Source organism: Pseudomonas sp. PA27(2017), assembly GCF_001945445.1.
Lineage (GTDB): Bacteria > Pseudomonadota > Gammaproteobacteria > Pseudomonadales > Pseudomonadaceae > Aquipseudomonas.
Genome location: NZ_MSXW01000023.1, coordinates 168,852 through 195,697 on the forward strand (window position 1 = coordinate 168,852; position 26,846 = coordinate 195,697).

25 protein-coding genes and 2 riboswitches are annotated in these 26,846 nt (G+C 66.2%); of the genes, 15 read left to right on the forward strand and 10 right to left on the reverse strand.

Going from position 1 to position 26,846, the window contains the following annotated elements; translation table 11 throughout:
- The first annotated feature begins 19 nt into the window (after positions 1-19).
- The 8 genes from cpaB to BVH06_RS13160 are packed head-to-tail and all read left to right on the forward strand — an operon-like array spanning position 20 to position 8,137.
- On the forward strand, positions 20-970 hold the full coding sequence (gene cpaB / locus BVH06_RS13125) for a Flp pilus assembly protein CpaB (RefSeq protein WP_075934333.1): 951 nt from the start codon (positions 20-22) through the stop codon (positions 968-970).
- Between the two features lie 19 nt (positions 971-989).
- A complete protein-coding gene (locus BVH06_RS13130) occupies positions 990-2,261 on the forward strand; it encodes a type II and III secretion system protein family protein (RefSeq protein WP_075934334.1) in 1,272 nt (423 codons plus the stop codon).
- 9 nt (positions 2,262-2,270) lie between these two features.
- Positions 2,271-3,437, forward strand: a complete 1,167-nt coding sequence (locus BVH06_RS13135) for a pilus assembly protein (RefSeq protein ID WP_075929040.1) — start codon at positions 2,271-2,273, stop codon at positions 3,435-3,437.
- On the forward strand, positions 3,437-4,678 hold the full coding sequence (locus BVH06_RS13140) for a CpaF family protein (RefSeq protein ID WP_075929041.1): 1,242 nt from the start codon (positions 3,437-3,439) through the stop codon (positions 4,676-4,678). Before BVH06_RS13135 ends, BVH06_RS13140 begins: the two co-directional genes overlap by 1 nt.
- Positions 4,679-4,708: 30 nt before the next feature.
- Positions 4,709-5,590 carry a type II secretion system F family protein gene (locus BVH06_RS13145; protein WP_075934335.1) on the forward strand — a complete coding sequence of 294 codons (882 nt, stop codon included), beginning with the start codon at positions 4,709-4,711 and terminating at the stop codon, positions 5,588-5,590.
- A complete protein-coding gene (locus BVH06_RS13150; RefSeq protein ID WP_075929043.1) occupies positions 5,590-6,480 on the forward strand; it encodes a type II secretion system F family protein in 891 nt (296 codons plus the stop codon). Before BVH06_RS13145 ends, BVH06_RS13150 begins: the two co-directional genes overlap by 1 nt.
- Complete coding sequence (locus tag BVH06_RS25905) at positions 6,477-7,823, forward strand: tetratricopeptide repeat protein (RefSeq protein WP_075934336.1); 1,347 nt, start codon at positions 6,477-6,479, stop codon at positions 7,821-7,823. Before BVH06_RS13150 ends, BVH06_RS25905 begins: the two co-directional genes overlap by 4 nt.
- Positions 7,824-7,858: 35 nt before the next feature.
- Complete coding sequence (locus BVH06_RS13160; protein ID WP_075929045.1) at positions 7,859-8,137, forward strand: DUF3613 domain-containing protein; 279 nt, start codon at positions 7,859-7,861, stop codon at positions 8,135-8,137.
- Positions 8,138-8,240: 103 nt separating this feature from the next.
- Here BVH06_RS13160 and BVH06_RS13165 read toward each other — a convergent pair whose 3' ends face one another.
- Complete coding sequence (locus tag BVH06_RS13165) at positions 8,241-8,963, reverse strand: response regulator transcription factor (RefSeq protein ID WP_075929046.1); 723 nt, start codon at positions 8,961-8,963, stop codon at positions 8,241-8,243.
- Positions 8,964-9,132: 169 nt separating this feature from the next.
- Positions 9,133-9,597, reverse strand: a complete 465-nt coding sequence (locus BVH06_RS13170) for a prepilin peptidase (protein WP_075934337.1) — start codon at positions 9,595-9,597, stop codon at positions 9,133-9,135.
- 101 nt (positions 9,598-9,698) lie between these two features.
- On the opposite strand from BVH06_RS13170, the gene BVH06_RS13175 reads away from it, so the two are divergent.
- Together BVH06_RS13175 and BVH06_RS13180 are read left to right on the forward strand one after the other, a co-directional pair.
- Positions 9,699-12,431 (forward strand): PAS domain-containing protein, encoded by a 2,733-nt coding sequence (locus tag BVH06_RS13175; protein ID WP_075934338.1) that lies wholly within the window; start codon positions 9,699-9,701, stop codon positions 12,429-12,431.
- Positions 12,428-12,733: a hypothetical protein gene (locus BVH06_RS13180; RefSeq protein ID WP_075934339.1), complete on the forward strand. Its 306-nt coding sequence runs from the start codon at positions 12,428-12,430 to the stop codon at positions 12,731-12,733. Before BVH06_RS13175 ends, BVH06_RS13180 begins: the two co-directional genes overlap by 4 nt.
- Here the strand turns inward: BVH06_RS13180 and cobM are convergent.
- The 4 genes from cobM to BVH06_RS13200 all read right to left on the reverse strand — a co-directional run bounded on the left by cobM (position 12,696) and on the right by BVH06_RS13200 (position 14,907).
- The gene (gene cobM / locus BVH06_RS13185; protein WP_075934340.1) at positions 12,696-13,469 is read right to left on the reverse strand and encodes a precorrin-4 C(11)-methyltransferase; all 774 of its coding nucleotides are present in this window, start codon (positions 13,467-13,469) and stop codon (positions 12,696-12,698) included. The two genes, BVH06_RS13180 and cobM, sit on opposite strands and share 38 nt — an antisense overlap.
- Before the next feature lie 127 nt (positions 13,470-13,596).
- Positions 13,597-14,004 (reverse strand): cobalamin biosynthesis protein, encoded by a 408-nt coding sequence (locus tag BVH06_RS13190; RefSeq protein ID WP_075934341.1) that lies wholly within the window; start codon positions 14,002-14,004, stop codon positions 13,597-13,599.
- Positions 14,001-14,711: a CbtA family protein gene (locus BVH06_RS13195; protein ID WP_075934342.1), complete on the reverse strand. Its 711-nt coding sequence runs from the start codon at positions 14,709-14,711 to the stop codon at positions 14,001-14,003. Before BVH06_RS13195 ends, BVH06_RS13190 begins: the two co-directional genes overlap by 4 nt.
- 10 nt (positions 14,712-14,721) lie before the next feature.
- Positions 14,722-14,907 carry a CbtB domain-containing protein gene (locus tag BVH06_RS13200; RefSeq protein WP_075929053.1) on the reverse strand — a complete coding sequence of 62 codons (186 nt, stop codon included), beginning with the start codon at positions 14,905-14,907 and terminating at the stop codon, positions 14,722-14,724.
- A gap of 94 nt (positions 14,908-15,001) precedes the next feature.
- Positions 15,002-15,204: riboswitch (cobalamin riboswitch) on the reverse strand.
- Positions 15,205-15,274: 70 nt separating this feature from the next.
- A riboswitch (cobalamin riboswitch) is annotated at positions 15,275-15,457 on the forward strand.
- Between the two features lie 95 nt (positions 15,458-15,552).
- Between BVH06_RS13200 and cobW the strand changes: the two genes are divergently transcribed.
- The 3 genes from cobW to BVH06_RS13215 all read left to right on the forward strand — a co-directional run bounded on the left by cobW (position 15,553) and on the right by BVH06_RS13215 (position 22,327).
- Positions 15,553-16,602: a cobalamin biosynthesis protein CobW gene (gene cobW / locus BVH06_RS13205; RefSeq protein WP_075934343.1), complete on the forward strand. Its 1,050-nt coding sequence runs from the start codon at positions 15,553-15,555 to the stop codon at positions 16,600-16,602.
- Between the two features lie 12 nt (positions 16,603-16,614).
- Positions 16,615-20,343, forward strand: coding sequence for a cobaltochelatase subunit CobN (gene cobN, locus BVH06_RS13210; RefSeq protein WP_075934344.1), 3,729 nt, complete (start codon positions 16,615-16,617; stop codon positions 20,341-20,343).
- 373 nt (positions 20,344-20,716) lie between these two features.
- Entirely contained in the window at positions 20,717-22,327 is a 1,611-nt protein-coding gene (locus BVH06_RS13215) for an ATP-binding cassette domain-containing protein (protein ID WP_075934345.1), read from the forward strand.
- A gap of 87 nt (positions 22,328-22,414) precedes the next feature.
- On the opposite strand, the gene BVH06_RS13220 is transcribed toward BVH06_RS13215, so the two are convergent.
- The 4 genes from BVH06_RS13220 to BVH06_RS13230 form a co-directional block, all read right to left on the reverse strand.
- A complete protein-coding gene (locus tag BVH06_RS13220; RefSeq protein WP_075934346.1) occupies positions 22,415-23,503 on the reverse strand; it encodes a 3-deoxy-7-phosphoheptulonate synthase in 1,089 nt (362 codons plus the stop codon).
- Between the two features lie 271 nt (positions 23,504-23,774).
- Positions 23,775-23,906, reverse strand: coding sequence for a hypothetical protein (locus tag BVH06_RS26050; protein WP_256354892.1), 132 nt, complete (start codon positions 23,904-23,906; stop codon positions 23,775-23,777).
- A gap of 27 nt (positions 23,907-23,933) precedes the next feature.
- A complete protein-coding gene (locus BVH06_RS13225; RefSeq protein ID WP_075934347.1) occupies positions 23,934-24,362 on the reverse strand; it encodes an NUDIX domain-containing protein in 429 nt (142 codons plus the stop codon).
- On the reverse strand, positions 24,362-24,940 hold the full coding sequence (locus tag BVH06_RS13230; protein WP_075929060.1) for a TIGR00730 family Rossman fold protein: 579 nt from the start codon (positions 24,938-24,940) through the stop codon (positions 24,362-24,364). The genes BVH06_RS13225 and BVH06_RS13230 overlap by 1 nt, the downstream gene beginning before the upstream one ends.
- Before the next feature lie 162 nt (positions 24,941-25,102).
- Between BVH06_RS13230 and BVH06_RS13235 the strand changes: the two genes are divergently transcribed.
- Both BVH06_RS13235 and BVH06_RS13240 read left to right on the forward strand, forming a co-directional pair.
- The gene (locus tag BVH06_RS13235) at positions 25,103-26,110 is read left to right on the forward strand and encodes an ATP-binding protein (protein ID WP_075929061.1); all 1,008 of its coding nucleotides are present in this window, start codon (positions 25,103-25,105) and stop codon (positions 26,108-26,110) included.
- Positions 26,092-26,784, forward strand: coding sequence for a VWA domain-containing protein (locus BVH06_RS13240; RefSeq protein ID WP_075934348.1), 693 nt, complete (start codon positions 26,092-26,094; stop codon positions 26,782-26,784). The genes BVH06_RS13235 and BVH06_RS13240 overlap by 19 nt, the downstream gene beginning before the upstream one ends.
- The last annotated feature ends 62 nt before the right edge of the window (positions 26,785-26,846 follow it).

A 26,846-nucleotide genomic window follows, 5' to 3' on the forward strand; every position in this document is an offset into this window, starting at 1 on the left:
CAACAAGGAGCGTGCTGTCATGAATAGTCGATTGACGCTGGTGTTGGCCGGCGTGCTGCTGGTGGGTGCGGTGATCACCGGCTATTGGGGCATCACCCTCGGTCGCCAGAGCGCACAGCCGGTAGCCATGCCATCCGCGCCGGCGGTGACGCCAGCTGCTGCGGTCGGCAATCAGTTGCAGACCCAGGTCGATGAGCAGCAGCGCGTCAACGTGGTGGTGCTGGCCAGGGCAGTGCAGCCGCTGGTGGCCATCAGCCGGGACGATCTTGCCGTGGAGCGCCTGCGCATTGCGCCACCGGGCAGTTTCGCCAGCCCTGAGCAGTTGATCGGTCGCACCCTGTGGCAGCCCATGCCGGCCGGCACCGTGCTGAATCAGACCGCGTTCGACATGGCCGGCCCGCTGGCGCGGATGATTCGCCCCCACGAGCGCGCCCTGGCCGTGGCGGTCGATGAAGTGATCGGCGGCGGCGGTCACCTGAGCCCGGGCGACTACGTCGATGTGCTGCTTTATCTGCGCCAGGGCGAAGGCAATGCCGAGCAGACCGCCCAGGTGGTAATTCCGGCGCTGCGCCTGCTGAGCGTCGGCGACACCCTGGGGATCACCAACGAAGGGGAGCCCGCTCAGCTGTCGGGCGATGCCGACGAAGAGCGCCGTCGCCGTCGCAACGCACCCGCCACTGCGGTGCTGGCCGTTCCCGAGGCCCTGCTCACGCGGTTCATGCTCGCCACCCAGGTGGGCAGCCTGCGCCTGGCGGTGCGCAGTGCGGATGAAAAACGCCTGGCTGATTACTACGCTGGAAAAGAGCCCGTCGCCGATGTCGGCGAGACGCAACGGCAGTTGTTCCAGTTCGAGCAACTGGCCGTGCGTGGCGCGCCGCCCTCGCCTCAGGCGCAACCCGAACCGGCACGGCAGGCGCCAGCCGGCATACCGGTGTACCGCGGCAATGACGCCACCCGGCAAACCCCCTGATCGGCAAGGATGCAACGCGATGAACGATGGCCTGCGTATTTCCCGTCTGCTGACCGGCCTGGTGACGGCCTTGCTCGCGCTACCCGGGACGGCGTTCGCTTCCTGTGCGGGGCTGGAGCCGGTGCCGGCGGTGCTGGACGTGACCCAGGGCATGCAGCGCGAGCTGCGCTTCCCGGTGGCCATCACCCGGCTGGCGATCGGTGACCCGGAGGTGGCGGACGTCAGCCTCAACAGCAAGGACAGCTTCCTGCTGATCGGCAAACGCGGCGGCGCCACCAGCCTGATGGTCTGGACTGCCTGTGACCGCGAACCCCGGCAAAGCCAGGTACTGGTGCAGGGCGCCGCCACCGCCGCGATGGCCGAGCCGGTGGTGCGCTTCGATGAAGAGGCCGTGCCGAGCCAGGTACAGACCGATATCCGCTTCGTCGAAGTGCGGCGCAGCAAGCTGCGCGAGGTGGGAGTGTCAATATTTGGCACTCAATCGAATAATTTTCTCTTTGGCTCACCCGGAACCGCTCCTGGGCGCATTCCGGTAGGTGGAGTAAATGGCATTACCCCTACGCCAACGACAATTCCAGGCTCTCCCGTAGCAGGAACCGGTATGCCGCTATCTGGCAATGGGTTCAACATCGTCTGGGGGGGCGGAAGTAGTAAGTTTCTGGGAGTACTTAATGCCCTGGAAAACAGCGGTTTCGCCTACACCCTGGCACAGCCCAGCCTGGTGGCGCTCAACGGCCAGAGTGCGAGCTTCCTGGCCGGCGGCGAATTCCCCATCCCGGTTCCCAGTAGCGGCAGCGATTCGCTGTCCATCGAATACAAGGAATTCGGTGTGCGCCTGACCATCACGCCTACCGTGGTGGGGCGCAATCGCATTAGCCTGAAGGTGGCGCCCGAGGTCAGCGAACTCGATTTTACCGCTGGCATCACCATCGCCGGTACCCAGGTTCCAGCGCTCAACGTGCGACGCACCGATACCAGCGTGTCCCTGGCCGATGGCGAAAGCTTCGTGATCAGCGGGCTGATCTCCACCAACAGCACCTCGGCTGTGGATAAGTTGCCGTTTCTCGGCGACGTGCCGGTACTGGGTGCGTTCTTTCGTTCGTCGCGCATCGAGCGTGAGGAGCGCGAGCTGTTGATGGTGGTCACACCGCACCTGGTGCAGCCACTGGCAGCCAACGTGCAACTGCCGGACCTGCCGGGCGAGCAGTTGCGCAATTACGACCCGGGCGTATTTCGCCAGCTGTTTCTCGAGAACGGCGATTTTCATCGCGCTGACGGCCTGTCGCGCTAGGGAGTGGCCATGGAGCAGATCTTTCTCGCACAGACCCGCCGCAAGCAGGACCTGGAATGGCTGCAGGCGGCCCTGGCCGGCCAGGGCCAGGTGCTCAACGTCGGCGAAACCCTCGACGAGGTGCTGGGCCTGATGGACATGACCGGCAGTTGCCTGGTGTTCGTCGGCCTTAGCCGTGAGGGGCAGACCGGCCAGTGCGCCCTGATCGAGGCCCTGCTCGACATGCGCCCGATGGTCGTAGTGGTGGCCCTGGGTGACGGCCTGGACAACCAGCTGGTGCTCAACGCCATGCGCGCCGGCGCGCGGGACTTCATCGCCTACGGTTCGCGCAGCAGCGAGGTGCTGGGGCTGGTGCGCCGCCTGACCCAGCGCCTGCCGCAACTGCCGCCGTCCCGCGAGCAGGGCGAGCTGACCTTACTCTACGGCCTGCAACCCGATGCCGACGCCGCGCTGCTGGCCGTGCACCTGGCCTTGCAGATTCAGGCCCGTGGCCAGCGCACGCTGTACGTCGACCTGGGTGTTCCCCGTGGCGAAAGCCTGGAGCTGTTCGGCATGGAGTCGTCGTTCTGTTTCGGCGATGCGCTGCGGCACATCCGCCGCCTGGATTCCAACCTGATCGAAAGCGCCTTCGCCCGCCACCCCGATGGCTTGCGGGTGCTGCCCCACGGCCCGGATGACGACGCCCTGGATCGCTTCAGCCTGGGCGAGCTGTTCCTGCTGCTGGGCAGCCTGCGCCAGCATTTCCAGCATGTGCTGGTGAACCTGTGCGGCCAGCCGGACTGCGACGGTCTGCGCTCGTTCATCAACCACGCGCAGCGGCTGTTCTGGTGCGTCGACCAGAGCGTGCCCAACTGCCGGCGCAACCTGGCGCTGCTCAACCTGTGGCGCAGCAAGGGCATCAAGCTCGACCACGCGCGGCTGGTGGTCGACCGCTACCAGCCGGCCGTGGCACCCGGCCTGCCGGAGCTGAGCAAGACCTTCGCGCTGCCCCTCGAGGCCGGCCTGCCGCTGAGCCCGGTCACCCGGCTCAAGGCCAAGAATCAGGGCGTGCCGCTGTTCGAGTTCGCCCCCCGTGACGGCCTGACCCAGGGCCTGCTGACGCTGGCCAACGGGCTGTTCGAGCCGCGCCATGGTGCGGCAGGGCAATGGTGGCGCCGCTTGTTGAGGAACAGCTGATGCCCATAGGTCCCTTTGGCGGTACCAATGCACGGATCGGCGTGCACGATCTCAAGCCGGTGCTGCACCGTTACCTGATCGATGCGCTGGAAGAGAAGGGCGAAAACCTCCTGGAGGGCACGCGCACCTCGCTGGCGATGTTCGTTGCCGAGCAGGTCAGCGAATACGTCAGCCGCCGGCAGATCGCCATTTCCCGTTACGAGGTGGATCGCCTGGCCGAGGAGCTGGTCGATGAGCTCACCGGCTTCGGCCCGCTGGAGATTCTCCTCAAGGACGAAGCGGTCAGCGAAATCCTCGTCAACGGCCCGCATCGGGTGTTCGTGGAGCGCGGCGGTGTGCTGCAGCTCAGCGACTTGCGCTTCATCGATGACCAGCACGTGCTGCGGGTCATCCAGCGCATTCTCGCGCCAGTGGGCCGGCGCCTGGACGAATCCTCACCGATGGTCGATGCGCGCATGCCCGATGGCAGCCGCATCAACGCCATCATTCCGCCGGTGGCGCTGGACGGACCGTGCATTTCGGTGCGCAAGTTCCGCAAGGACATGCTGCGCAGCGCCGACCTGCTGGCCAGCAATTCGCTGGACCAGGCGATTCTCAGCTGCCTGGAACTGATGGTCAGGCGGCGCTGCAACATCATGGTCAGCGGCGGCACCGGTACCGGCAAGACCACGCTGTTGAACATGCTCAGCCAGATGATCGACCCCCGCGAGCGCATCGTCACCATCGAGGACACCGCCGAGCTGGAGCTGCTGCACGACCACGTGGTGCGCCTGGAAACCCGACCGCCCAACGCCGAGGGCTTCGGCCAGATCGCCGCCCGCGAGCTGGTGCGCAACGCCCTGCGCATGCGCCCGGACCGTATCGTGCTGGGCGAGATTCGTGGCGCCGAGGTGCTCGATGTGCTGACCGCCATGAACACCGGCCACGACGGCTCGATGAGTACGGTGCACGCCAACAACGCCCAGGATGCCCTGCTGCGCCTGGAAACCCTGGTCGGCTTTTCCGGCGCCAAGGTGGGCGAGCGCACCTTGCGGCAGACCATCTGCGCGGCGCTGGACGTGGTGATCCAGCTGACTCGCCTGCCCGATGGCCGCCGCTGCATCAGCGAGGTGGTGGAGGTGCTCGGCCTGCGCGAAGACCAGTACGTCACCAATACTCTGTTCCGTCTGGACCGGGCGGGCAGCGGCACTTTCTGCCGCGACGCACCGAACCCGGCCGGGCACAAGCTGCGCCGTGATTGAGGCTGATTCGATGGGCAAAGGAGTGCCGTGATGACCGCATCGATGCTGCTGGGTGGGATCTGCCTCACGCTGCTGGCGCTGGGCCTGTTGATGCTGCGCAGGAGCCGCGAGCAGGCCGCCTCGGAGCAGGTGATCCAGCGCCTGCTGGCCGATCAGCCAGAGCCCCTGCAGGGCGCCGCCATCGGTCATCTCGACAAGCTGTTCCTGCGCGCCGGCTTCAGCAAGCCGCGTCAGGGCCTGAGTTTGTGGCTGTTCGTCTGGTTGCTGGGCGCCGTGCTGGGCCTGATCGTCGGGCACTGGCTGGGCCTGCTGATCATGCTGCTGGGCCCGCTGCTGGTCGGCCGGCTGTTCATCGCGCTGCGTTACCGGCGCCGGGTGTTGCGCATGATCGAGCAGTTGCCGGTGTTTCTCGATCACGTGATTCGCAGCCTCAAATCCGGCCGGCCCCTGGGCGATGCCCTGATGCTGGCCATGGAAACCGCGCCGCAACCGCTGCGCGGCGCCATGGCCCGCACCAGGCGCAACGTGCAGCGCGGCATGAGCCTGGGCGAGGCCCTGCAGGATTTCGCCGATCTCTACGAGCGTGACGAATTCCAGGTGCTGGCCCTGGGGGTTCGGGTCAACCAGCGCTATGGCGGTAACAGCAGCGAACTGCTCAACAACCTGATCCGGCTGATTCGCGAGCGCGAGCACAGCGCTCGCCGGCTGCGCGCGCTGACCGGTGAAACGCGCATCAGCGCCTACGTGATGGGTGGCCTGCCATTGGCCCTGGCGCTTTACATCTTCATCACCAACCCGCAGTTCATGCTCGGCATGTGGCAGGAATCCAGCGGGCGCATGGTGCTGCTTCTGGCCTTCATCCTGCAGGCCCTCGGCAGCCTGGCGCTGTGGCGCATGCTGAGGAGTCTGTGATGAGCGCCTTGCTGATACTCAGTGCCCTGCTGCAATTGGCGCTGGCGCTGCTGTTCCTGTACCTGGCCTATGCCGATCTGCGCGCGCGCCGCCAGTTCAGCCAGCGCATGGGTACGCTGTCGCGGGTTTCCGGGGGCGGTGTCATGCGCGGCATCGGCGGCAGCTCCCTGGGCCGTCGCACCCTGAGCATGGACAGCGAAACCCTGCAGCTGCTCAACCGCCTGGGTTGGCGCAAGCGCAGCCAGCAGTCGATGTTCTCGGCCATCCAGCTGGGCACGCCGATCGTTCTGCTGGCGCTGGTACTGATCGTCCAGTTGCTGATGAGCCGGCCGCCGCAGCCGGTCTGGCTGGCGCCGGTGTTCGCCCTGGGCATCGGCTACCTGCTGCCCAAGCGCTGGCTGGCCTGGGCCGCGAAGAGTCGTCAGGAAGCGCTCGCCGAGGAGGTGACCACCTTCATTCCGCTGCTGCGCATCCTCTTCGATGTCGGCATGACCGTCGAACAGGGCCTGCGGGTGTTGGCCAAGGAGGCCGAGACCATCCTGCCCAACCTCAGCGCCGAACTGCGCCAGGTGCTGGCGCGGGTCGATGCGGGGCTCGAACTGGGCCGCGAATTACGTGACATGGCGGCCGCACTGGAAGTCTATGAGGTCACCGATTGCGTGGTGATCCTCGAACAGCTTATCGTCCAGGGCGGCGGCGCCATGGCCTCGTTGTTGCGGCTCAAGGAGCTGATCGACGACCGCCATCACACGGCGCTCGAGGAAAGGGTTTCCAAGCTGTCCGGCAAGATGTCCGTCATCATGATGATGTTTCTGTTTCCGGCGTTGTTGATCGTATTGGCGGGGCCCGGCTTCATTGCAATCGTCGGTGCTCTGGGGGAGTTGAGATGAAACGTGTTGTGACCGTGGTGGGGGTGATGGGGCTGTTGGCAGGGTGCGCAAGCGGCCCGGCCCAGTCGCCCTGGTTGACGAGCAAGGCCGATGCGACCCCGATGGCCTGTGCGCCGTTGAGCCAGGAGCAGGAACTGGCGCTGAACCTCGCACAGAAGACCGCCGAGGAGGGGCGCCTGCACGCGGCGCTGGCCAACTTGGAGCGTTTGCCTGGCAACCTGCCGCAAGCGCGCCTGGCCAAGGCGCGCATCCTGCGTTCGCTGAACCGCCCGGAAGCCGGCGACCTGTACGCCAGCCTGACCCGCACCTGCCTCAAGGCCCGGGGCGAGCAGGGCCTCGGCCAACTTGCCAGCGCTGCGGGGCGTTACCCCGAGGCGCTCGAGCACCTGCGCCTGGCGGCCAGCCTGGACCCGACCAGTGCGGCGATTCGCAACGACCTCGGTGTGGTGTACATGAACCTCGGGCGTCTGGACGAAGCCCGTTTCGAATTGCTGACCGCCCTGGAGCTCAATGAGACCGAACAGCAGCCGGCGCTGAACCTGCTGACCCTGCTGATTTACCAGGGCATGCGCCCGCAGGCCGATGCCCTGGCCCAGCGCATGGGCTTCTCGGCCAGCCAACTGCGCGCCGCCGAAGAGCGTGCCCAGGCGATGCGTAGCAAGAACGCCAGCACACCGCCGCCGCCCGCGGCTCCGGCAGCCAAAGCGCCGGTGGTACGGGTGACTCCACAGCCGCCACCTGTGTCGGCCAGCGCTGCGCCGCTCGCCCCGGCTGCTGCGCCGCTGGTAAAAGCAGCGTCAGCCAGCAAACCCGAGCCGGCTGTCGTCGTGCAGCCAGCCGTTGCGACGGCGACACCTGCCGTTCCGGCGCCACGTCTGTCCAATTTCCGGCCGACCCCGGTGGTGCCGTTGTCGCTGGCCAGTAATGCAGAAAAGCCGGCAGCCACGCAAACAACCGTTCTGGCCAAGGCCGACCCGGCGCCGGGCGCCACCACGCAGCCAGCACGTCCGGTCGTTCGCCCTCCCGTTGCTCCGGCTGCAGCCACTCCCGTTGTCGCTCGCGCGCCAGCGCCGGTCGCCCGGCCCGCCCCTGCAGCTCCAGCGCCGCGACAGGTGGCCGCCGCGCCCAAACCTGCTGCTGCGCCAGTCGCTCCTGCGCCTGCCCCCGCTACAGCAGTGGTTGCCAGTGCACCCGTCACCGCGAGTGCTGCAGCGCCCGCCGCCACGGCAACACCGCCCGTGCGCGCCGGCATCGAGATGCGTGCAGGCCGCCTGATCGTGCCGGACGATGGCGGCTTCGTGCGCGTGGTACCGATCGAAGAAACGTCCGCCAGCGTCAACTGAACCGGCCTCGGGCCGGCTGCCAGGAGGAAAGCACCATGAAAGGATCGATCATCGGCTGTGCATTGCTGGCAGCCCTGCCAGCTTTCTGCCTGGCAGCGGACGAAGGGCAGGGGCGCCCCCTGGTGGGCGATGAGGTGCAAACCCAGACAGGCCACTGGTTGCGGCTGCAGCGTGAAGGGCAACTGGCATCGCCCAACCCGCAGGTTTCAACGCCCGCCGAGCGCGAGCTGGCATTGCAGCGGTGGCTGGAGAGCCACAAGCACCCAATCCCTGAATTCTTCGAGCAGGATGCCGGGGGGCAACTGGGCGAGTAGAACGCGCTGGCCGTAATCGACAGTGTCAAAGTTGTACGGCCAAGCAGTTTTAACAACTTCTTAACAAGCGAAGCGCTGGAAGTTGTATAGGTATTTACAAACTTTACCCGTGGGAAGGATAAGACAGGGCCAGTTGAGTCCGATTGTGAACTCGAGTCAGTCTCAATATCTGGGAAACATAAAGTTTGACGGTATTCTCCGTAATACCCAGTTCGCAGGATATTTGATAATTGGTCATTCCTTTGGCGATAAGTTGCGCGACGGCCAGTTGTCGACGTGACAGTTTGTCGAACGGTTCGGGAATGGTGTCGGCCGTTGCGCTCATCTGCGCGACGTTCTTGATCGGTATGGTCGGGATCAGCTCGCTGTGCATTTCATGCAGCGAAGCGGCGAGGTCCTGGATCTGTTGGCGAATCTGCTGTTCCTTGATTTTCTGCTCGACTCGCTCATGGAGGCGTTTCACCCCCGCCTGCAGCTCCTGCAGGTCCACCGGCTTCTGGTAATAGTCACTCACCCCGGCGCGCAAGGCGAGGATGACGTCTTGCTTGTCGGTGCTGCCGGTGAAAATGGCCGTTTCATACAGGCGCCCGGGGCGCGCCAGCCTGGCCAGCTCGCCCACCAGCTGCACGCCGGTCAGCCCTGGCATGTGCATATCGCTGAGAACGATGGCGATGCGCTCATCCTCCTGAAAGGCTTGTAGCGCATCGTAGGTGTTGTGGCATGAGGTCACGTCGTAACCCAGCTGGTCGAGAAACTCGGCGAGTTCCTCGACAATGATGGGTTCGTCATCGACGATCATTATTCGCAAGGTGTTAATGCGTTCCATGCGAGGCATCTGCCTATTGGGTAAAGGTACCAACTTGCAGCGTAGTCAGCGGCCAACTTAGTGTCAAAAGTGATCGGTTGTACAGGCTTCGCAAAAGTTGAGTTATCACTTTAGTGTTATAGGAGAACGTGTAGCCCTTGGTTATCCTCATTTGATTATTCGCTGCGCACTATAACCAGATACCTGTCAGTGCGAAGCCTGCAAATAGAAAGGGTGCGTAGGGCGCCTTCTGCGCGGTGGCCGCTCTGAGGAATACCCATTTCTCGGGAAGTGCCGCAGCGATGCCTGGCTTGGCGCGCAGCAGCATCAACCAGGCGACTTGCACCAGGGCCGCGCCGATCACGCTGAACAGCACATGGCTGCTGTCGCTGGCGGCGCCCAGAGCGAGCAGCATCTTCACGTCGGCAGCGCCCATCTGGCGAGTCAGGTAACCGGGCAGCGACAGCAGACACGCTATGCCCATCGCCAGGGCGGCGCCCTGAACGGAGGCGTCGGTAAGGCTACTGCCAACGGCCAGCAGGTGGAGCAGGGCGGCGGCAAGGGCGCCCAGGGTCAGCAGGTTGCTGATCCGGCGGTACTGGGCATCTTGCCAGGCGCAGGCGGCCAGCCAGCCGAGCAGTAGGAAGTAGGACATGGCGACAACGGGTATCCAGGGAAAGAAGGGCGTGGCAGCCCGATTCATGTTGGCGGAGTTTCATCCGTCCGCGGCGCTAATCATGGTAGGTGGGCCGGACAATGCAAGTGTTCAAGGATTGGTTCAAACGCGGCGAAGACTCCCAGACGCCGCACGAGACAGGCATCGTCTCGCCGCCGCCTCCCGTATCGGCCAACAGCCCTTGTCTGAATCTGTCCATCGACGCCCTGGGGCGCGTGTTCGAGGTTTCTGGCAGTCTGTCCGATCGCCTGCCGATCGCGATTTCCCAGGTCGTGCCGCTGGAGCAGTTGCTGCATGGGCAGAGTCGCTATCTGGTCACCGACCTGGCGGCCTTCGTGCAGCAGATGCTCGATCTGTCGTTCGTGACCCGCGATGGCGGCATCCTTCACACCCGTGGCTGGCTCAAGGCGGAAATACAGGGCTGGTCACTACAAGCCTTCGAAATCGGTGATTTTCTGGCCAGGTTGCATGCCTGCGAACAGCGCCTGCAGGTGTTCTCGCAGATCAGCGCCGTGGCGCAGACCGTGCGCGGCACCGAGCGGGTGGAACTTGCGCGGCATATTCACGACTGGCTGGGTGCCATGGCCCAGGCCCTGCGTATGGCCTGTGTGGCCCTGGCGCTACCGGATAACCTGCGCGGCGGCTGGCAGGTCGTCGGCCATTACCGCGATGCCCTGACGCCGGTGTTCTGGGACGATGGCCAGCACCTGCCGCGGGAGTTGCAGCACTATGCCGGCGACCAGCCGGTGCAGTGGCTGCGCGGTGATGCCGGAGTCGCCGAGTGGCACGCTGCGGATTCGGTGTGGCTGGTGCCGTACGCCGACCACCAGGGCATCCGCGCCTGGCTGCTGTGCTCGCCGTACGTCGCCCACCAGAGCATGCCCGAGCTCAATACCCGTGACTGGCTGGATCTGTTCGCCCATGTCGCCGCGCCGCTGCTGCAACGTCTCGATGAGCAGAATCGCAAGGTGCACGGCGAGCGAGTGGATATTCTGCAGAGCCTGCTGGGCACCGGCTGGTGGGAGTACGTACCGCGCAGCGGTGCCTTCCTGCTGGCGCCCTGCCTGACTCAGCGTTTCGGTTTCAGCGAGGATGAGGCGGTCACCCTGGCCGACTGGCTGGAGCTGCTCAACCCGGCCGATCGCGACGAATTCCGCATCCGCCTGGGCGACGCCGAACTGAGCGGCCGGGCATTCGAGCAGGTGGTGCGCCTGCGCGATGCCGACGATGCGCTGTGCTGGTTTCGCATCCACACACGCATCCTCAATGCCAACGGCCAGCGGCGCATTGTCGGCGCCGTGCTGGACATCAACGACATGAAGCTCAAGGAGGTCGAGGCCGACGCCGCTACCACGCGCCTGAAGAGCCTGGTCGCCAGTGCGCCGGCGGTGATCTACGTGAACCGCTACGACGACGGCGTATTCGTGCCGGTGTTCTGCAGCGACAGTTGCAGCGCGCTGCTGGGCTGGACGCTGGATGACTTCGTGCAGCGCAGCGTGGCCGATTTCATCCACCCCGATGATCGCGACATCTACTTCGCTCACACCCGCACGCTGCTCAGCCAGGGCGTGGCCAGCTGCCGCTATCGGCTGATCGACCGTGATGGTCGCTACCACTGGCTGCAGGATGAGGCCAAGCTGCTTCGCGACGAGCGCGGCATCCCCATCGAAGCGGTCGGCCTGTGCCTGGACGTAACCGACGCTGCCCAGGCCGCCGAGCGGGTGCGCGAGAGCGAGGAGCGCTACCGTATCCTGGTCGAGGATTCGCCGGCGATCATCTGTCGCTATCGCCCCGACCTTACCCTGGTCTACGCCAATCGGCCGCTGGCCCAATATCTGGGCATTCGCCAGGAAAACCTGCCCGGTACCAGCCTGGCCACTTATCTTTCGGCCCAGGAACTGACCCAGTTTCGCGAGCGCCATCGCCAGCTGACCCCCAATGAGCCTGTTGGTACGGCGCTGGTGCGCATGGATCTGCCTGGCCGCGAGCACATCTGGTGGGTGCTGTCCGAGCGCGGGGTGTTCGACGAGCACGGAAAGCTGATCGAGGTGCAGGCCGTCGGTCGCGACGATACCGAGTTGCAGAAGGCCCGGCAGATGCTCAACCAGAGCGCCAAGATGGCGGTGCTCGGCGAAATGGCCACGGGGCTGGCTCACGAGATCAACCAGCCGCTCAACGTCATGCGCATCGCCCTCACCAACACCCTCAAGGGCGTGGAGAACGGCTCGGCCAACCCTGAGTACCTGAAGAACAAGCTCGGCCGTATCGAGCAGCAGATCACCCGCGCGGCGAAGATCATCAACCATATGCGCATCTTCGGGCGACGCTCCGAGGTCGAGGACGATCTGTTCAGCCCGGACGAAGCCATCGAAGGCGCCCTGACGCTGATCCGCGAAGGCGAACTGGTACGCGACATCAACCTGACCCTGCAGCTGTGCGGCACGCCCCAGGTGCGTGGGCATGCCGACCAGCTCGAACAGGTCATCATCAACCTTCTGGTCAACGCCAAGGACGCACTGCTCAGCGCGCGGGACAAGCACCCGGAACTCGAGCCCAGTATCCTGCTGCGCAGTGAGTGCGAGGACGGCAAGGTGATCGTGCAGGTTCAGGACAACGCCGGCGGGATCGACCCGCTGCTGCTGGATCGGGTGTTCGACCCGTTCTTCACTACCAAACCGGTGGGCAAGGGCACTGGCCTCGGGCTGTCGGTCAGCTATGGGTTGGTCAATCAGATGGGTGGCAAGTTGAGCGTGAGCAATCAACAGGGCGGGGCCTGTTTTCGTATCGAATTGCCAGAGGTTGCAAGCGGATGAGTGCCTGGCTCGACACCCTGTATCGCAGCTGCGAAGCGGTGCTGCATGGCGACCAGCAGGTGATCGCCCGGCTGCGCGAGTCCGGTTTCGACTGCGATGAGGGACACTGGAGTTTCCGCCTGCCGGCGCTGCATGTCTGGCTGTTCGGCGAACCCAGCGCTGTCGATTACTCGGCCTTTCTCAAGCAGCTGTACGCCAGCGATCTCAATGGACGCCTCGCCCGCTACGGCGCGCAGATGGTTATTGCCGACAACCGCGGCAAGGTCAGCGAGAGCCTGTATCGTCTGCAGCGCTTGTCCTGAACAGATGGCGGTGGCCTTCGTTGTAGAGCGCCGAATCGGCGAAGTCTTGCGCACCCAGCACCCGGCCGACGAGAATCAGCGCGGTGCGCCGGAAGCCCTTGGCGCTGACCTTGGCCTCGATATCCGCCAGGGTGCCGACCGCCCAATCCTGGTCCGGCCAGCTGGCGCGATGCACCACCGCGATCGGGCAACTGGCGCCGTAATGCGGCAGCAACTCGGCGACGATCTCTGGCAGGTGCTGCACGCCCAGGTGGATGGCCATGGTCGCGCCGTGGCGGGCGAGATCATGCAACTGCTCGCCCGCCGGCATCGGCGACTTGCTGGCGTAGCGGGTAAGGATCACCGTCTGTGACACCGCGGGCAGCGTCAGCTCGCTTTCCAGCAGCGCGGCGCAGGCGGCCGTGGCGGTCACGCCGGGGATGATCTCGAAGGGGATGCCCAGCGCACGCAGGTGACGAATCTGTTCGCCGATGGCGCCGTACAGCGACGGATCGCCCGAATGCACCCGCGCCACGTCTTCGCCACGTGCATGGGCCGCCTGTAGCAAGGCGATGATTTCATCGAGATGTAGCTCGGCGGTATTCACCAACTGGTGGGCCCGGTGGCCGGCCAGCACCGCTTCGGGCACCAGCGAGCCGGCGTAGAGGATTACCGGGCAGCTATGGATCAGGCGCTGGCCCTTGACGGTGATCAGCTCGGGGTCGCCGGGGCCGGCGCCGATGAAATAGACGGTCATGCGAGTCCTGGGTTGTAGGGTGGAAGGCGCTTTTCTCTTCCACCGTGGTGTTCGGCTTATCCGGTTGTTAGGCGGGGATCGCCATCCCGTGGATCGAGAAAGCGTGGACTACGCGTCCCGATCCACCCTACGGATCGCTGCAGGCAACGGCCATTGTGGCGTTGGCGCTCTTGCGCTTGGTTATCCACAGGCGAGCGGGTCGGTCACTCAGCTGTTCGGCCAGGGCCAGGGCGCTGGCTTCGGCAACGCTTGGCGTGCCGGTAGCCTGTAGCGCCTGCGCGGAGGTCTCGGTCAGGCGCCCATGGTAACCCGCCAGCACCTCGGCGAGCAGGAAGTGGATCGGCAGGTTCAGCTGGGCAGCCAGTTGCTGCAAGCCTGGCTCGTCAGCCTTGTGGTCGCTGCTGGCCAGGGCTGTCAGCTCGGCAGTGCTCGAGCCATGCTCAGCCAGCGTGTTGTCGAGCAGGCTCAGCAACTCTTCGAGCGAGCACTCGCGCCGGCAACCCAGGCCGGCGACGAGAGCAGGCCGCTCACTCACTGCTGCCGGCGCCCACGGCCGTGGAACCAAGCGGCAGCCAGGCCCAGCGCCGCCCAGAACGCAGCGTTGGTCAGCAGCGAGGCGAGAATGAACTGATGCTCCAGCGCCTCGGGCGCCAGGCTTTCATGCACGTCGGGCTGCGGCGCGCCGAGCAGGTGGGGCAAGGCGAGAATCGCCGCACCGAGAATGCGCAGCATCCAGTTGCCGCCGAACGCCAGCAGCGCCAGGCCCGCAGCGGTCGAAGCAGCCGCGCCGATCCACCAGTACTGGCGCAGCAACAGTTCCGCTGCGGCAGTGCCCGGCAGCTCTGGCGGCAAGCCGCTGGCGGGCGCCAGGACGAAGGTGGCGAATCCGGCCAGCCCCCAGAGCAGGCCCTGCCAGGTTTTTTCCGGGGCGCGCAGGGTGAACAGGCCGGCGAGCATCAGCGCGAAGCCGACGGCGACGACCAGATTGCTCAGGCCTGTGGATAACAGCCGCTGCCAGCCGTCTTCCGGCGCCCAGGCTTCGTCGTCGTGGCTGTGGCCGCTCGCGCCATGGTCGTGGGCAGCGGTGGCGTCATGGCTGTGCTCGATGGCGGCAGGCTCCGCGACCTCGAACGTTTCCGCCTGAAGGATCAGCGGGGTGACCCACAGGCTCTGCAGCAAGGTCAGCACGATGGCGGCGAGCAGGCCGGCGAAGCCGGCGGTCTGGGCGATACGCTTGATCATCAGCAATCCCTCAGTGGCACGGAAACGCGGCGCTGTGCCGGGTGTCGTGGGCGGCGTTGTGCAGGGCTTCGACATGGGAGAAGCCGGCGAAGAAAATCAGGACGGCACCCAGCACGCAGCTCCCGACAGCAAGCAGGATGCGCTGTGAGAGGGGCAATGTGGAAACGCTGGAGGTGGAAATGACGCTGCTGGACATGATCGTAGACCTCAGGGGTAAACGGCACAGCAGGACACGGCGAGACAGCCCGCACAGGCAGGCAGCGATCGGCGCGTGCCCGCCCACCGCGGGTTGCCAAACAGACGATCCAGGCCGGTCTCCGGGCTCGCGATGATCACCTTGCGGCGATGGGGATCGGCCTTCCCATGCATGCGCACAGTGGCCAAAACGATCCTGGCATTCGCTTACCGTTGCGGGGGCAGCGCCGGACTCGAACCGGCTTCCCGTTTCACCTCACGCACGTCGACGTGAGACACCTGAAACAACCGGGCAAGAACACCACGAAGCGGCAAGTGCGTCAATATGTTGCAGGTCTTCTGGCAATTGACCGTACGGCGGGCTCTGCGTAGCCTTGCGTTTTCGAGGTGCTGCTTGTCATCAAGCAGCTAAGAGGGAACACGGACCGCCGTGGCTGCCCCCGCAACTGTAAGCAGCGAGTGCGTCGCCAATCGCCACTGGGCAACCGGGAAGGCCGGCCGCGCGCCATGACCTGCCAGCCAGGAGACCTGCCTCGATAACGCTTTCGACAACCGGGCGGGGTGATCCGGTGATGCTCGGCATGGGTTTGCCCGCGCCTGCCATCCTATTGCCCGCTCGCCGTTTCTCCAGACGCCAGGGGCTTCCATGAAAACGCTCGCCAAACTTCCCGTCACCATCGTCACCGGTTTTCTCGGTGCCGGTAAGACCACCTTGCTGCGCCACATGCTGGAAAACGCCGAGGGCCGGCGCATCGCGGTGATCGTCAATGAATTCGGCGAGCTGGGTATCGACGGCGAGATCCTCAAGCAGTGCTCCATCGGCTGTACCGAGGAAGAAGCCAACGGTCGCGTGTTCGAGCTGGCCAACGGTTGCCTGTGCTGCACCGTGCAGGAAGAGTTCTTTCCGGTGATGCGCGAGCTGGTGGAGCGCCGCGGCGACCTCGACCATATCCTCATCGAAACCAGCGGCCTGGCCCTGCCCAAACCACTGGTGCAGGCCTTCAACTGGCCGGAAATTCGCAACGCCTGCACCGTCGATGCGGTGATCACCGTGGTCGACAGCCCGGCCGTTGCAGCCGGCACCTTCGCCGCCTTCCCGGATCAGGTCGATGCCCAACGCAAGCTCGACCCTAATCTCGACCATGAGTCGCCGCTGCACGAGCTGTTCGCCGACCAACTGGCCAGCGCCGACCTGGTGATCCTCAACAAGGCCGACCTGCTCGATGCCGACGCGTTGGCCGCCGTGCGCGCCGAAGTGGCCGAGGAGCTGCCGCCGGCGGTGAAGGTGGTCGAGGCTCATGGCGGCTCGCTGCCACTCAATGTGTTGCTGGGCCTGAACAGCGAGACCGAGCTGCATATCGAGGGCCGCCGCACTCACCACGACGATGAAGACGACGATCACGATCACGACGAATTCGACTCGTTCCACGTGGAACTACCGGAAGCGGACGAGGCGCGACTACTCGCTGCGCTGAAGGATGTGGTCGGCAAACACGGCATTCTGCGCGTGAAAGGCTTCGTTGCCGTGCCGAACAAACCCATGCGCCTGCTGCTGCAAGGCGTCGGCCAGCGGTTCGACAAACATTTCGACCGTGCATGGAAGCCTGACGAAGCACGGGTGACCCGCCTGATCGTGATCGGCCAGGCGCTGGATCACACCGCCATCGCCGCCGAGCTGAACGCGGCGCTGGCGTAACCGGCGCCCGTCATGCACCTGCTGCGTACCCAGCCCGGCCAGTCGCTGCCGGCCGACAGCATCGCCGACCTCGGCCAGACGCCCGCCGAGCTGGTGGTGCTGTGCACCGGTGATTCGCACCTGTCGCTGTTGGCCGAGGTTGCCCGGCACCTGCCCGAGGATTACCCCAGCCTGCGCTTGGCCAGCCCGGCGCAGCTGAGCAACAACGCCTCGGTGGATTTCTACGTCGAGCAGGTGCTCAGGCACGCCAAGGTCATCCTGATTTCCGTGCACGGCGGCGTCAGCTACTGGCGCTACGGCATTCAGCGCCTGGTGGAACTGGCGGGGCAGGGCAAGACGCTGATTCTGGTGCCTGGCGACGACAGCCCCGATCCCGAGCTGACCGGGTTGGGCAACGTGGCCGCCGAGGATGCCGAGCGGCTCTGGCAGTACCTGCGTCAGGGTGGTGTGGATAACGCGCGGCAGTTCTTCCAGTGCATCGCCGATCATTACCTGGGCCGTGACTACGGTTGGCAGCCGCCGCAGGCGCTGCCGCGGGTCGGCCTCTATCACCCGCGTATCGGCAACGCCTCGCTGCAGGACTGGCGCGGCGACTGGCAAGCGGACGCACCGGTTGCCGCCTTGCTGTTCTATCGCACCCATGTGCAGGCGGCCAATACCGCCTTCGTCGACTCCTTCTGCCAGCGCCTGCAGGCTCAGGGCCTCAACCCGTTACCCATTGCGGTGGCCAGCCTCAAGGAGGCAGCCTGCCTGGCGCAGGTCGAGGATTGGCTCGACGAAGCGGGCACCAGCGTGATCATCAACACCACCGGTTTCGCCCAGTCCAACCCGGAGTCGCCCCAGGCACGGCCGTTCCGCCGCGACGTGCCGGTGCTGCAGGCGCTTTGCGCCCTGGACAGCGAAGAGCAGTGGCAAGGCAACGCTCAAGGCCTCGGCCCTCGGGACCTGGCCATGCATATCGCGCTGCCGGAGCTGGATGGCCGCCTGATCACCCGGCCGATCAGCTTCAAGGGCCTGGCCTGGCGCAGCGAGCGCAGCCAGAGCGATGTGGTCTGTTACCGCGCGCACCTGCCGGGCATGGATTTCGTCGCCGAACTGGCGCGTCGTCAGGCCGACCTGCAGCGACTGCCGGCTGTGGATAAGCGCGTTGCCCTGGTGCTCGCCAACTACCCGACCCGCGACGGCCGCATCGGCAACGGGGTCGGCCTGGATACGCCGGCAGCGGCGCTGAATATCCTGCGAGCCTTGAAAAGCCAGGGCTATCCGGTCGAGGGCCTACCGGACAGCGGCACAGCGCTGATCCACCAACTGCTCGGCGGCGTGACCAACGACCTCGACAATCTCGACCTGCGGCCTTGCGCCCAGAGCCTGGCGCTGGACGACTACCAGCGCTGCTTCGCGGCCCTGCCCGAGGCCAATCGCCAGGCGGTACTGGAGCGCTGGGGCTCGCCGGAAAGCGACCCGATGTTCCGTGAGGGGCGGCTGATGATCGCCGGCCTGCGCTTTGGCCTGACCTTCGTCGGCATCCAGCCGGCACGGGGTTATCAGGTCGATGCCGCGGCGGTCTACCACGACCCTGACCTGGTGCCGCCACACGGCTACCTGGCCTTCTATTTCTGGATGCGCCACGTATACGCGGCCAACGCGGTGATCCACGTCGGCAAGCACGGCAACCTGGAGTGGCTGCCGGGCAAGAGCGTTGGGCTTTCCGAAAGCTGCTGGCCAACGGCGATTCTCGGCGCGCTGCCGAACATCTACCCGTTCATCGTCAACGACCCCGGCGAAGGCGCCCAGGCCAAGCGCCGCACCCAGGCGGTGATCATCGACCACCTGATGCCGCCGCTGACCCGCGCCGAAAGCTACGGTCCGCTGCGCGATCTGGAGCGCCTGGCCGACGAGTATTACGACGCGAGCCAGCTCGACCTGCGCCGCGCCAGCGAGCTGCGTGGCGAGATTCTGCAGAAGGTGCGCGAGGCCAGCCTCGATCGTGAACTGGGCCTGCAGCTCAATGACGACCCTGCCAGCTGGTTGCCGCAGCTCGACGCCTACCTGTGCGACCTCAAGGAATCGCAGATTCGTGACGGCCTGCATGTATTCGGCGAGTCGCCAGCCGGCACGTTGCGCCGCGACACGCTGCTGGCGCTGCTGCGCATCCCACGTGGCGACGGGCAGGGCGGTAATGCCAGCCTGCTGCGCGCCTTGGCCAGCGACCTGGCACTCGATTTCGATCCGCTCGATTGCGATATGGCGGCATCTTGGGCCGGACCGCGGCCGGAGCTCCTTGCGAGCCTGAGCGACGAGCCCTGGCGCACGGTGGGCGACACCCGCGAGCGCCTTGAGCTGCTCGGGTTGCGGTTGATCGAAGGGGCCGGGTCGGTCGGCCCGCTCAGCGAACTCGTGCTGCACGGTCTGCACGGCCATATCGCTCCGCTGCTGGACGCCTGTGGTGACGCCGAGATGCATGGCCTGTTCAGCGCGCTCGAAGGCCGTTTCGTGCCGTCCGGCCCCAGTGGCGCGCCGAGCCGGGGGCGGCTCGACGTGTTGCCGACCGGGCGCAACTTCTACTCCGTGGACGTGCGCAACCTGCCCACGCCCACCGCCTGGCGCCTTGGTGTGCAGGCCGCCGACCGCCTGCTCGAACGCCACCTGCAGGACGAAGGCGACCACCTGCGCCAGCTCGGCCTGTCGGTGTGGGGCACCGCAACCATGCGCACCGGCGGCGACGATATCGCCCAGGCCATGGCGCTGATGGGCGTGCGCCCGGTGTGGCAGGCCGGTAGCCAGCGGGTCGAGCGTTTCGAGGTGCTGCCACTGGAGCAGCTCGGTCGCCCACGGGTGGATGTGACCCTGCGGGTGTCCGGCTTTTTCCGCGATGCCTTCGCCAATCTGATCCGCCTGTTCGATGACGCCGTGCAGGCGGTTGCCGACCTCGACGAAGCACCGGACATGAACCCGCTGTCCGCCCGTGTCTGGGAAGAAGCCCTGGCACTGCAGGACGGTGGGTTGGACGAACACCAGGCGCGGCGCCAGGCTGGCTGGCGGATTTTCGGCTCCAAGCCAGGTGCCTACGGGGCTGGCGTGCAGAACGCTATCGAAGAACGCCTGTGGGAGAACCGTGCGGATCTTGCCGAGGTGTACCTGAACTGGGGCGGCTACGCCTACGGCAAGGGCGTCGAGGGCGCACCGGCTCGCGAGCAGTTCGCTGAGCGCCTGGAGCGCATGCAGGCGGTGCTGCACAACCAGGACAATCGCGAGCACGATATCCTCGATTCCAACGATTACTACCAGTTCCAGGGTGGCATGCTGGCGGCAGTGGAAACCTTGCGCGGGGGCAAGGCGGCTAGCTACTTCGGCGACAACAGCCAGCCCGACACGCCGCGCATCCGTACCCTCAAGCAGGAACTGGCCCGCGTGGTACGCGCCCGTGCGGCCAACCCGAAGTGGATAGAGGGCATGAAGCGCCACGGCTACAAGGGCGCCTTCGAACTGGCCGCGACCATCGACTACCTGTTCGCCTTCGACGCCACCAGCGAGCTGGTCGACGACCACCAGTACGCCCTGCTCACCGACGCCTACCTGATGGACAAGGGCACCCGCGACTTCATCCAGGCGCATAACCCCGGCGCCCTGCAGGACATCATCGAGCGCCTGCTCGAAGCCCAGCAGCGTGGCCTGTGGCAGGAGCCGGGCGAGTACCGCGAAGCCTTGGAAAACCTGCTGCTCGATAGCGAAGAAAGCTGAGGACTGTTGGCGCGGTGATCGGAAAGTGGCGGTAGCGGCCGTTATCCGATCCATTGTGGGAGCCGTGACCTCGCGGCGAATCGCTCAGGCACCGCCGAAAATAGGCAGTCAGGCTGCAATCGTTTCGCCCCGAGGTCGGGGCTCCCACAGGTTGGTTTGAGTGTCTGCTCCTGCCTTGAAGCTGCCTTCAGCGCCTTTTCGGTTTTTACAGGTCGCCTCGGTTGCCCCGGCCTGTCCTTGGGTTTAGCCTAACCGTCCATTCCCCGCCGGAGTTTCGTCCAATGCGCCAGTAATGCCGTCGTGTTCGCACGACCTGTGATCGTCCGCCGAGGCCTTGTGCCGCGCGTTTTCACGGCATTGCCTGGAGTCATTCATGACGAACTCGCCTGTTATCGCGCTCGAGCGCGTGTCCTTTCATTTCCCCGATGGCCAGCCATTGTTCGATGAGCTGAGCGAAACCTTCGATGCCCGCCACACCGGCCTGGTGGGGCGCAACGGTGCCGGCAAGAGCGTGCTCGGCCGGCTGCTCGCAGGCCTCTTGCCGCCAAGCGCCGGGCACATCGTGCGGCAGGCTCGGGTTGCCTATCTGCCCCAGGCTATCGACGTGGACGACGCCACCCGCGTCGTCGACCTGATGGGCTTCGCGGCACCTTACGATGCGCTGTGTCGGGTGACCGACGGGCGCATGGGAGCGAACGATATCGAGCTGCTCGAAGGCCGCTGGGACATCGCCGAGCGCTTGCATCTGGCGCTGCAGGACGACGGCTTGGCGCATCTCGCGCTGCATGGCCCGGCCGCCCAGCTCAGCGGTGGTGAGCGTACGCGGGTGGCGCTGCTCGGCACGTTTCTGGGCGATGCCGACCTGCTGGTTCTCGACGAACCCAGCAACCACCTGGATCGCGCCAGCCGGCTGCGCCTCTATCGGCGTCTGCAGCAGTGGCCGGGTGGGCTGGTGGTGATCAGCCATGATCGCGAACTGCTGGAGGGCATGCAGCGCATCGTCGAGCTGTCGCCTCTCGGGCTGCGCGCTTACGGCGGCAACTACGGTTTTTACCGCGAAGCGCGACAACGCGAGGAGCACGCCGCCCAGCAGGCACTGGCGCATGCTCGTAGCGAACGCAAACGCGGCGAGCGTGAACTGCAGGCCCAGCAGCAACGCCAGCAGCGTCGCACCGCCAGCGCAAACCGAGATGCACGGCACGCCAATCAGGCGCAGATTCTGCTGGATCGCCAGAAGGGCCGCAGCGAGGCCAGCGCCGGCCGGTTGCAGCAGCGCCTGCAAGCGGTCAGCCGCGACCTCGACAGTGCCGTGCGCGATGCGGCGCAGCGGGTGCACGAAGGCCAGGCCATCCAGCTGCACGGCAAGGCTGGCGGCCTGGCCGAAGGCAAGCGGGTGCTCAGCCTGCGCGGCGTGCGGGCGCCCTACTCAGGGGCCGTCTTGCCAGACATCGAACTGTTCGGCCCGCGCCGGTTGGCCATCAGCGGGCCCAACGGTTGTGGCAAGTCGAGCCTGCTCGCGATGTTTGCCGGGCGGCTGGCCGCCGTTGCCGGCGAGTGTCGGGTCGAGGTGCCGCTGGCCTATCTGGATCAGCAGCTTTCCTGCCTGCCGGGCGATGATACGGCGCTGGATCACCTGCGTCGCTGCAGCCCCGGGCTGCCCGAGGCGCTCGCCCGTACGCGACTGGTTCACCTGGGGCTCGATGCCCAGCGTGCCGTGCTGCCGTGCCGCCAGCTCAGCGGCGGTGAGCGCCTCAAGCTGGCGCTTGCCGGGGTGATAGACGGGGAATCGGCAGCGCCCCTGCTGCTGCTCGACGAGCCCGACAACCACATTGACCTCGACTCGCTGCTGGCCGTCGAAACCCTGCTGCGCGACTACCGCGGGGCGCTGATTCTGGTGTCCCATGACGCCGCCTTCGTCGACGCCCTGGCGATCACCGACCGCCTGGAATGGACGGCCCAGGGCTGGCGGTACGAGCGGGCATGATCCGTGAGCTGTCGTAGCTCGGGTCGAGCGTAGCGACACCCGGTATGCATGCCCTGGGTATTGTTGCGCTCAACGCCGGCTACGAGGTCAGACCAGGTGGCGCATGCGGATGGCGGCGTCGATCAGCATGCGTTCGGTGCCGGCCCAGCCGAGGCAGCCGTCGGTGATCGACACGCCGTAGCGCAGTTCGCCGCCCAGGCTCTGGGCGCCGTCGAGCAGGTGGCTCTCGATCATCACCGCGCGCAGCGCGCCATCGCCGGCCAGGCGCTGGTCGAGGACGTCGCTGAGTACCTGGGGCTGGCGCAGCGGGTTCTTGCCGCTGTTGGCGTGGCTGCAGTCGACCATGATCCTCGGCGCGATACCCTGGCGCTCCAGCTCGGCCCGCGCGTTGGCGACGCTGGCGGCGTCGTAGTTCGGCGCGCCGTGGCCGCCGCGCAGCACCAGGTGGGTGTCCGGGTTGCCTTGGGTGTGCACCAGGACCGGGCGACCCTGCGGATCGACGCCGAAGTGCTGGTGAGCGTGGGCCGCCGAGCGCATGGCATCGCAGGCGATGCCAAGGCTGCCGTCGGTGCCGTTCTTGAAGCCCACCGGCATCTCCAGGCCGCTGACCAGCTCGCGATGCACCTGGGACTCGCTGGTGCGTGCGCCGATGGCCGCCCAGCCGAGCAGGTCGTCGAAGTAGCCGGCCACCAGCGGCTGGAGGATCTCGCTGGCCAACGGCAGGCCCAGCTCCAGCAACTTGAGCATCAATTTGCGCGAACGACGCAGGCCTTCGGCCATGTCGCCACTGCCATCCAGCGCCGGATCGTAGACCAGGCCCTTCCAGCCCACCGTGGTGCGCGGCTTCTCGACGTAGGCGCGCATCACCAGCAGCAGGCGATCGCCCACCCGCTGGCTCAGTGCGGCCAGGCGCTCGGCGTATTCGAGTACGGCGGCATCGTCGTGCAGGGAGCAGGGGCCGACCACCACCAGCAGGCGCGGGTCATGGCCATCGAGAATGGCGCGGATCGACTGGCGTTGCTGCTGCACCTGGCGGGCGAGGGCGGTCGAGAGTGGCAGCTCTTCGCGCAACTGGGCGGCGCTGGGCAGAGGCGAGGTGTGGCGACGGCTCGGGGCGGCGACCAGATGCAGGTCGGCGGCTTTGGCGGTGGAGCGGGAATTGACGGCTACGGACATGGTGATTTCCTCGGCCGGCGCGGACGTTACCGCGCGCGGCGCACTATCGGGCTCGATGGGATGTTCGATTGAGTGGTTGAGCGGCGTGAGCGCCGGTAAATCGCCAGCTGTAGCGGTAATAGGTTTGGTAGGCGGTGTATGCGGTCATGGTGCAATCCTCGTAGGAAAATCTGTGTGCCGGAAAAAACAAAACCCCCGGTCGGGAGGCCGACCGGGGGTTTCGAGAAACTGTCTGGTGGCGACCCTGAGTTGCTAGGGCGCCTGTGGGGTATCAGGCGCGCCTGTGGCTAAACCAATACCCATAAAAATACGAGACGGCGGCGACCACGGATGCCTGGGCACGCGCGATCACGATGCAGGCTGCATCGAGGCGAGTGGCGTTCAGGATCGGGGATGTGGACATGTGCGGCTCCGTTGAATGGGCTCGACGTTAATTCATCGCGGTGGTCGATTGCAAGCGCCGCTCGTTGAGCGCGCACGCTGCCTTGCGCGTCGCCACGGTCAGAGGCTCTGGCAGGCCATCGAGGGCGAACCAGCCGATATCGCTGTGTTTCTCGGGCTCGACGTTGCGCACTTCACCGTCGAAGGGATCGGCCAGGTAGACCGGTGCCAACCAGTGTTCGCCGCGCTGCGCGTCGATCTGATCGACCACGCAGAGCAGGCACAGCGACGTCAGGCGGATGGCCAGCTCTTCCTCGATTTCGCGGCGCACCGCCTGCTCGACCGGCTCCAGCCAGTCCACCTTGCCGCCGGGCAGCCCCCAGCAGCCGGCTTCCGGCTCACGCAGGCGGCGCACCAACAGCAGACGGTCGCCCTGCACGATGGCGGCGCCGCAGCCCAATCGTGGTTGCGCGTTCATCAGGTCTCCTTGCGACCGATCCATTTACCCACCTGCGGCGCTTCATAACCATCGATCGCCGCCAGCAGCGCGTCGATATCCTGCTCGACGATCAGCATCTTGCGGTGCGGCGCCTTGACGAAGGCTTCGTCGACCATGTGATCGAGGAATGCGGCAAGGCGGTCGTAGTAACCGTTGATATTGAGCAGCGAGCAGGGCTTCTGATGATGGCCCAGCTGCGCCCAGGTCCATACCTCGAAGAGTTCTTCCAGGGTGCCGACGCCGCCGGGCAGGGCGATGAAGCCGTCCGAAAGCTCGGCCATCAGCGCCTTGCGCTGGTGCATGGAATCGACGATGCGCAGGTCGTCGAGGCCGGTGTGGGCGACCTCCTTCTCCCACAGCGAGCGCGGGATCACCCCGATCACTTCGCCACCGGCTTCGAGCGCGGCGTTGGCCACGGCGCCCATCAGGCCGACGGACGCGCCGCCGTACACCAGGCCGATGCCGGCCTCGGCGAGGGTTTTGCCGAGGCGCGTGGCGGCCTCGAGGTAAACAGGATTGGAGCCCGCGTTGGAGCCACAGAAAATGCACAGGCGCATCGAAATCTCCCTGATGGTTAGGGTCTGTTGACGTTTCAACGCGGCCGTGCGTGAAACGCCAACAGACCCTAGGGTGCCAAACCAGCGACCTTAGCAGACGAGCGGGGCTGCGCACGACCGCTCGCTGCTACAATGCCGCCTTTGCCCAGCCCGGATCGCCCCATGACCGACACCGTCCATTTTCCCCTCGCCGCCGTGGTCGGCGCCGACTCCCTGAAATTGGCGCTGTGCCTGGTGGCGGTCGATCCGGCGATCGGTGGCGTGCTGATCGAAGGCCCGCGGGGCATGGCCAAGTCGACCCTGGCCCGCGGCCTGGCCGCGCTGCTGGAAAGCGGGGTGTTCGTCACCCTGCCGCTGGGCGCCAGTGAAGAGCGCATCGTCGGTACCCTCGATCTGGACGCGGCCCTGGGCGAAAGCCGCGCGCAGTTCTCGCCGGGCTTGCTGAGCAAGGCCGATGGCGGCGTGCTGTACGTCGATGAGGTCAACCTGCTGCCCGATCATCTGGTCGACCTGCTGCTCGACGCCGCAGCCAGCGGCGTCAACCATGTCGAGCGTGACGGCATTTCCCACCGCCACGATGCGCGCTTCGTCCTGATTGGCACCATGAACGCCGAAGAAGGCGAGCTGCGCCCGCAACTGCTCGACCGCTTCGGCCTCAACCTGGCCCTGGATGGCCAGCCGCAGCCGGGCGCGCGCGCTGAGATCGTCCGCCGTCGTCTGGCCTTCGATGCCGACCCCCAGGCGTTCATTGCCAAGTGGGCCGAACAGCAGCAGGCACTGGCCGCGCGTTGCGGGCAGGCGCGCGCGCGCGTGGCGAGCATCGCCCTCGATGACAGGGCGCTCGACGCCATTACCGAGCGCTGCTTCGCCGCCGGCGTCGATGGCCTGCGTGCCGACCTGGTCTGGCTGCGTGCCGCCCGCGCCCATGCGGCCTGGCGCGGTGCCGACGCCATCAGCGAGGAGGATATCGAGGCCGTGGCCGATTTCGTGTTGCGCCACCGTCGTCGCCACACGCCGCCGCAACAGCAGGCGCAACCGCCAGCCGGCCCGCCACCCCAGGCGCCAAGCGAGCAACCCACTGCAGGCGAAGGGCAGTGGGGTGAGCTGCCCGCGCAGGCGCAACGCACCGGCGAGCGCCGCGAGCCGCCGCGCTGGGCAAAAAAGCCCTAGGCATTCCCCCGCGTGCCAAGGCGGGGACGGATGCCAGACCGACACCAGGCAAACAGGCAGGCGGGCGCAGCGGTGCCAAGCGGCGCGGCGACAGCGGCGCCATCGACTGGCTCGCCACCTTGCTGCAAGGCAAGCCCAGGCGTCGTGCCGACCTGCAATGCCGCCCGCGCAGCAACGCCCCCTCGCAGCTGTGGCTGATCGTCGTCGATGCCTCGGCCTCCACCCGCCGCCATGGCGCCCTGAGCAAGGCCAAGGGCCTGCTCGCCGAGCTGTTCGAGCGGGCCTACCGGGAGCGTTCCCGCATCGCCGTGCTCGACGCCCACGGCGCACAGCCGAAATGGCACTGGCAGGGTCAGAAAGCCTCCGGCGCCTTGCAAGGCTGGTTGGGTGACCTCGGCGCAGGCGGTGGCAGCCCGCTGATCCCGGCCCTGCAGCAGGCCCACGACTGGCTGCAGCGCCGCCAACGCCTCAAGCCCGGCGAGGCGCAACGCTTGCTGGTGGTTACCGACGGGCGTTTGCGCGAATGGCCGGCGCTGGCGCCCAGCCCATGCCCGGCCACTCTGGTGGATATCGAGTGCGCGCCGATCCGTCTGGGGCGCGCCTTGCAACTGGCGGGTGAGCTGGGTGCGGATTACTGCCATATCGAGTCGCTGCCCCAGCTGCCACGGCTCTGAGCGTTTCCTTGGCCACCTGGCGTTGCCGTAGACTGTCGCGCCAACTCCGCAACCAGGCCGCT

Coding starts and splice junctions, on each gene's coding strand:
- BVH06_RS13225 (WP_075934347.1), bottom strand. CDS start 24,362: ATGAACGCGCAACCACGATTGGGCTGCGGCGCCGCCATCGTGCAGGGC.
- BVH06_RS13200 (WP_075929053.1), bottom strand. CDS start 14,907: ATGTCCAGCAGCGTCATTTCCACCTCCAGCGTTTCCACATTGCCCCTC.
- cpaB (WP_075934333.1), top strand. CDS start 20: ATGAATAGTCGATTGACGCTGGTGTTGGCCGGCGTGCTGCTGGTGGGT.
- BVH06_RS13175 (WP_075934338.1), top strand. CDS start 9,699: ATGCAAGTGTTCAAGGATTGGTTCAAACGCGGCGAAGACTCCCAGACG.
- BVH06_RS13150 (WP_075929043.1), top strand. CDS start 5,590: ATGAGCGCCTTGCTGATACTCAGTGCCCTGCTGCAATTGGCGCTGGCG.
- BVH06_RS13170 (WP_075934337.1), bottom strand. CDS start 9,597: ATGTCCTACTTCCTACTGCTCGGCTGGCTGGCCGCCTGCGCCTGGCAA.
- BVH06_RS13135 (WP_075929040.1), top strand. CDS start 2,271: ATGGAGCAGATCTTTCTCGCACAGACCCGCCGCAAGCAGGACCTGGAA.
- cobN (WP_075934344.1), top strand. CDS start 16,615: ATGCACCTGCTGCGTACCCAGCCCGGCCAGTCGCTGCCGGCCGACAGC.
- BVH06_RS13130 (WP_075934334.1), top strand. CDS start 990: ATGAACGATGGCCTGCGTATTTCCCGTCTGCTGACCGGCCTGGTGACG.
- cobM (WP_075934340.1), bottom strand. CDS start 13,469: ATGACCGTCTATTTCATCGGCGCCGGCCCCGGCGACCCCGAGCTGATC.
- cobW (WP_075934343.1), top strand. CDS start 15,553: ATGAAAACGCTCGCCAAACTTCCCGTCACCATCGTCACCGGTTTTCTC.
- BVH06_RS13140 (WP_075929041.1), top strand. CDS start 3,437: ATGCCCATAGGTCCCTTTGGCGGTACCAATGCACGGATCGGCGTGCAC.
- BVH06_RS13215 (WP_075934345.1), top strand. CDS start 20,717: ATGACGAACTCGCCTGTTATCGCGCTCGAGCGCGTGTCCTTTCATTTC.
- BVH06_RS13180 (WP_075934339.1), top strand. CDS start 12,428: ATGAGTGCCTGGCTCGACACCCTGTATCGCAGCTGCGAAGCGGTGCTG.
- BVH06_RS26050 (WP_256354892.1), bottom strand. CDS start 23,906: ATGTCCACATCCCCGATCCTGAACGCCACTCGCCTCGATGCAGCCTGC.
- BVH06_RS25905 (WP_075934336.1), top strand. CDS start 6,477: ATGAAACGTGTTGTGACCGTGGTGGGGGTGATGGGGCTGTTGGCAGGG.
- BVH06_RS13230 (WP_075929060.1), bottom strand. CDS start 24,940: ATGCGCCTGTGCATTTTCTGTGGCTCCAACGCGGGCTCCAATCCTGTT.
- BVH06_RS13165 (WP_075929046.1), bottom strand. CDS start 8,963: ATGGAACGCATTAACACCTTGCGAATAATGATCGTCGATGACGAACCC.
- BVH06_RS13160 (WP_075929045.1), top strand. CDS start 7,859: ATGAAAGGATCGATCATCGGCTGTGCATTGCTGGCAGCCCTGCCAGCT.
- BVH06_RS13145 (WP_075934335.1), top strand. CDS start 4,709: ATGACCGCATCGATGCTGCTGGGTGGGATCTGCCTCACGCTGCTGGCG.
- BVH06_RS13195 (WP_075934342.1), bottom strand. CDS start 14,711: ATGATCAAGCGTATCGCCCAGACCGCCGGCTTCGCCGGCCTGCTCGCC.
- BVH06_RS13220 (WP_075934346.1), bottom strand. CDS start 23,503: ATGTCCGTAGCCGTCAATTCCCGCTCCACCGCCAAAGCCGCCGACCTG.
- BVH06_RS13235 (WP_075929061.1), top strand. CDS start 25,103: ATGACCGACACCGTCCATTTTCCCCTCGCCGCCGTGGTCGGCGCCGAC.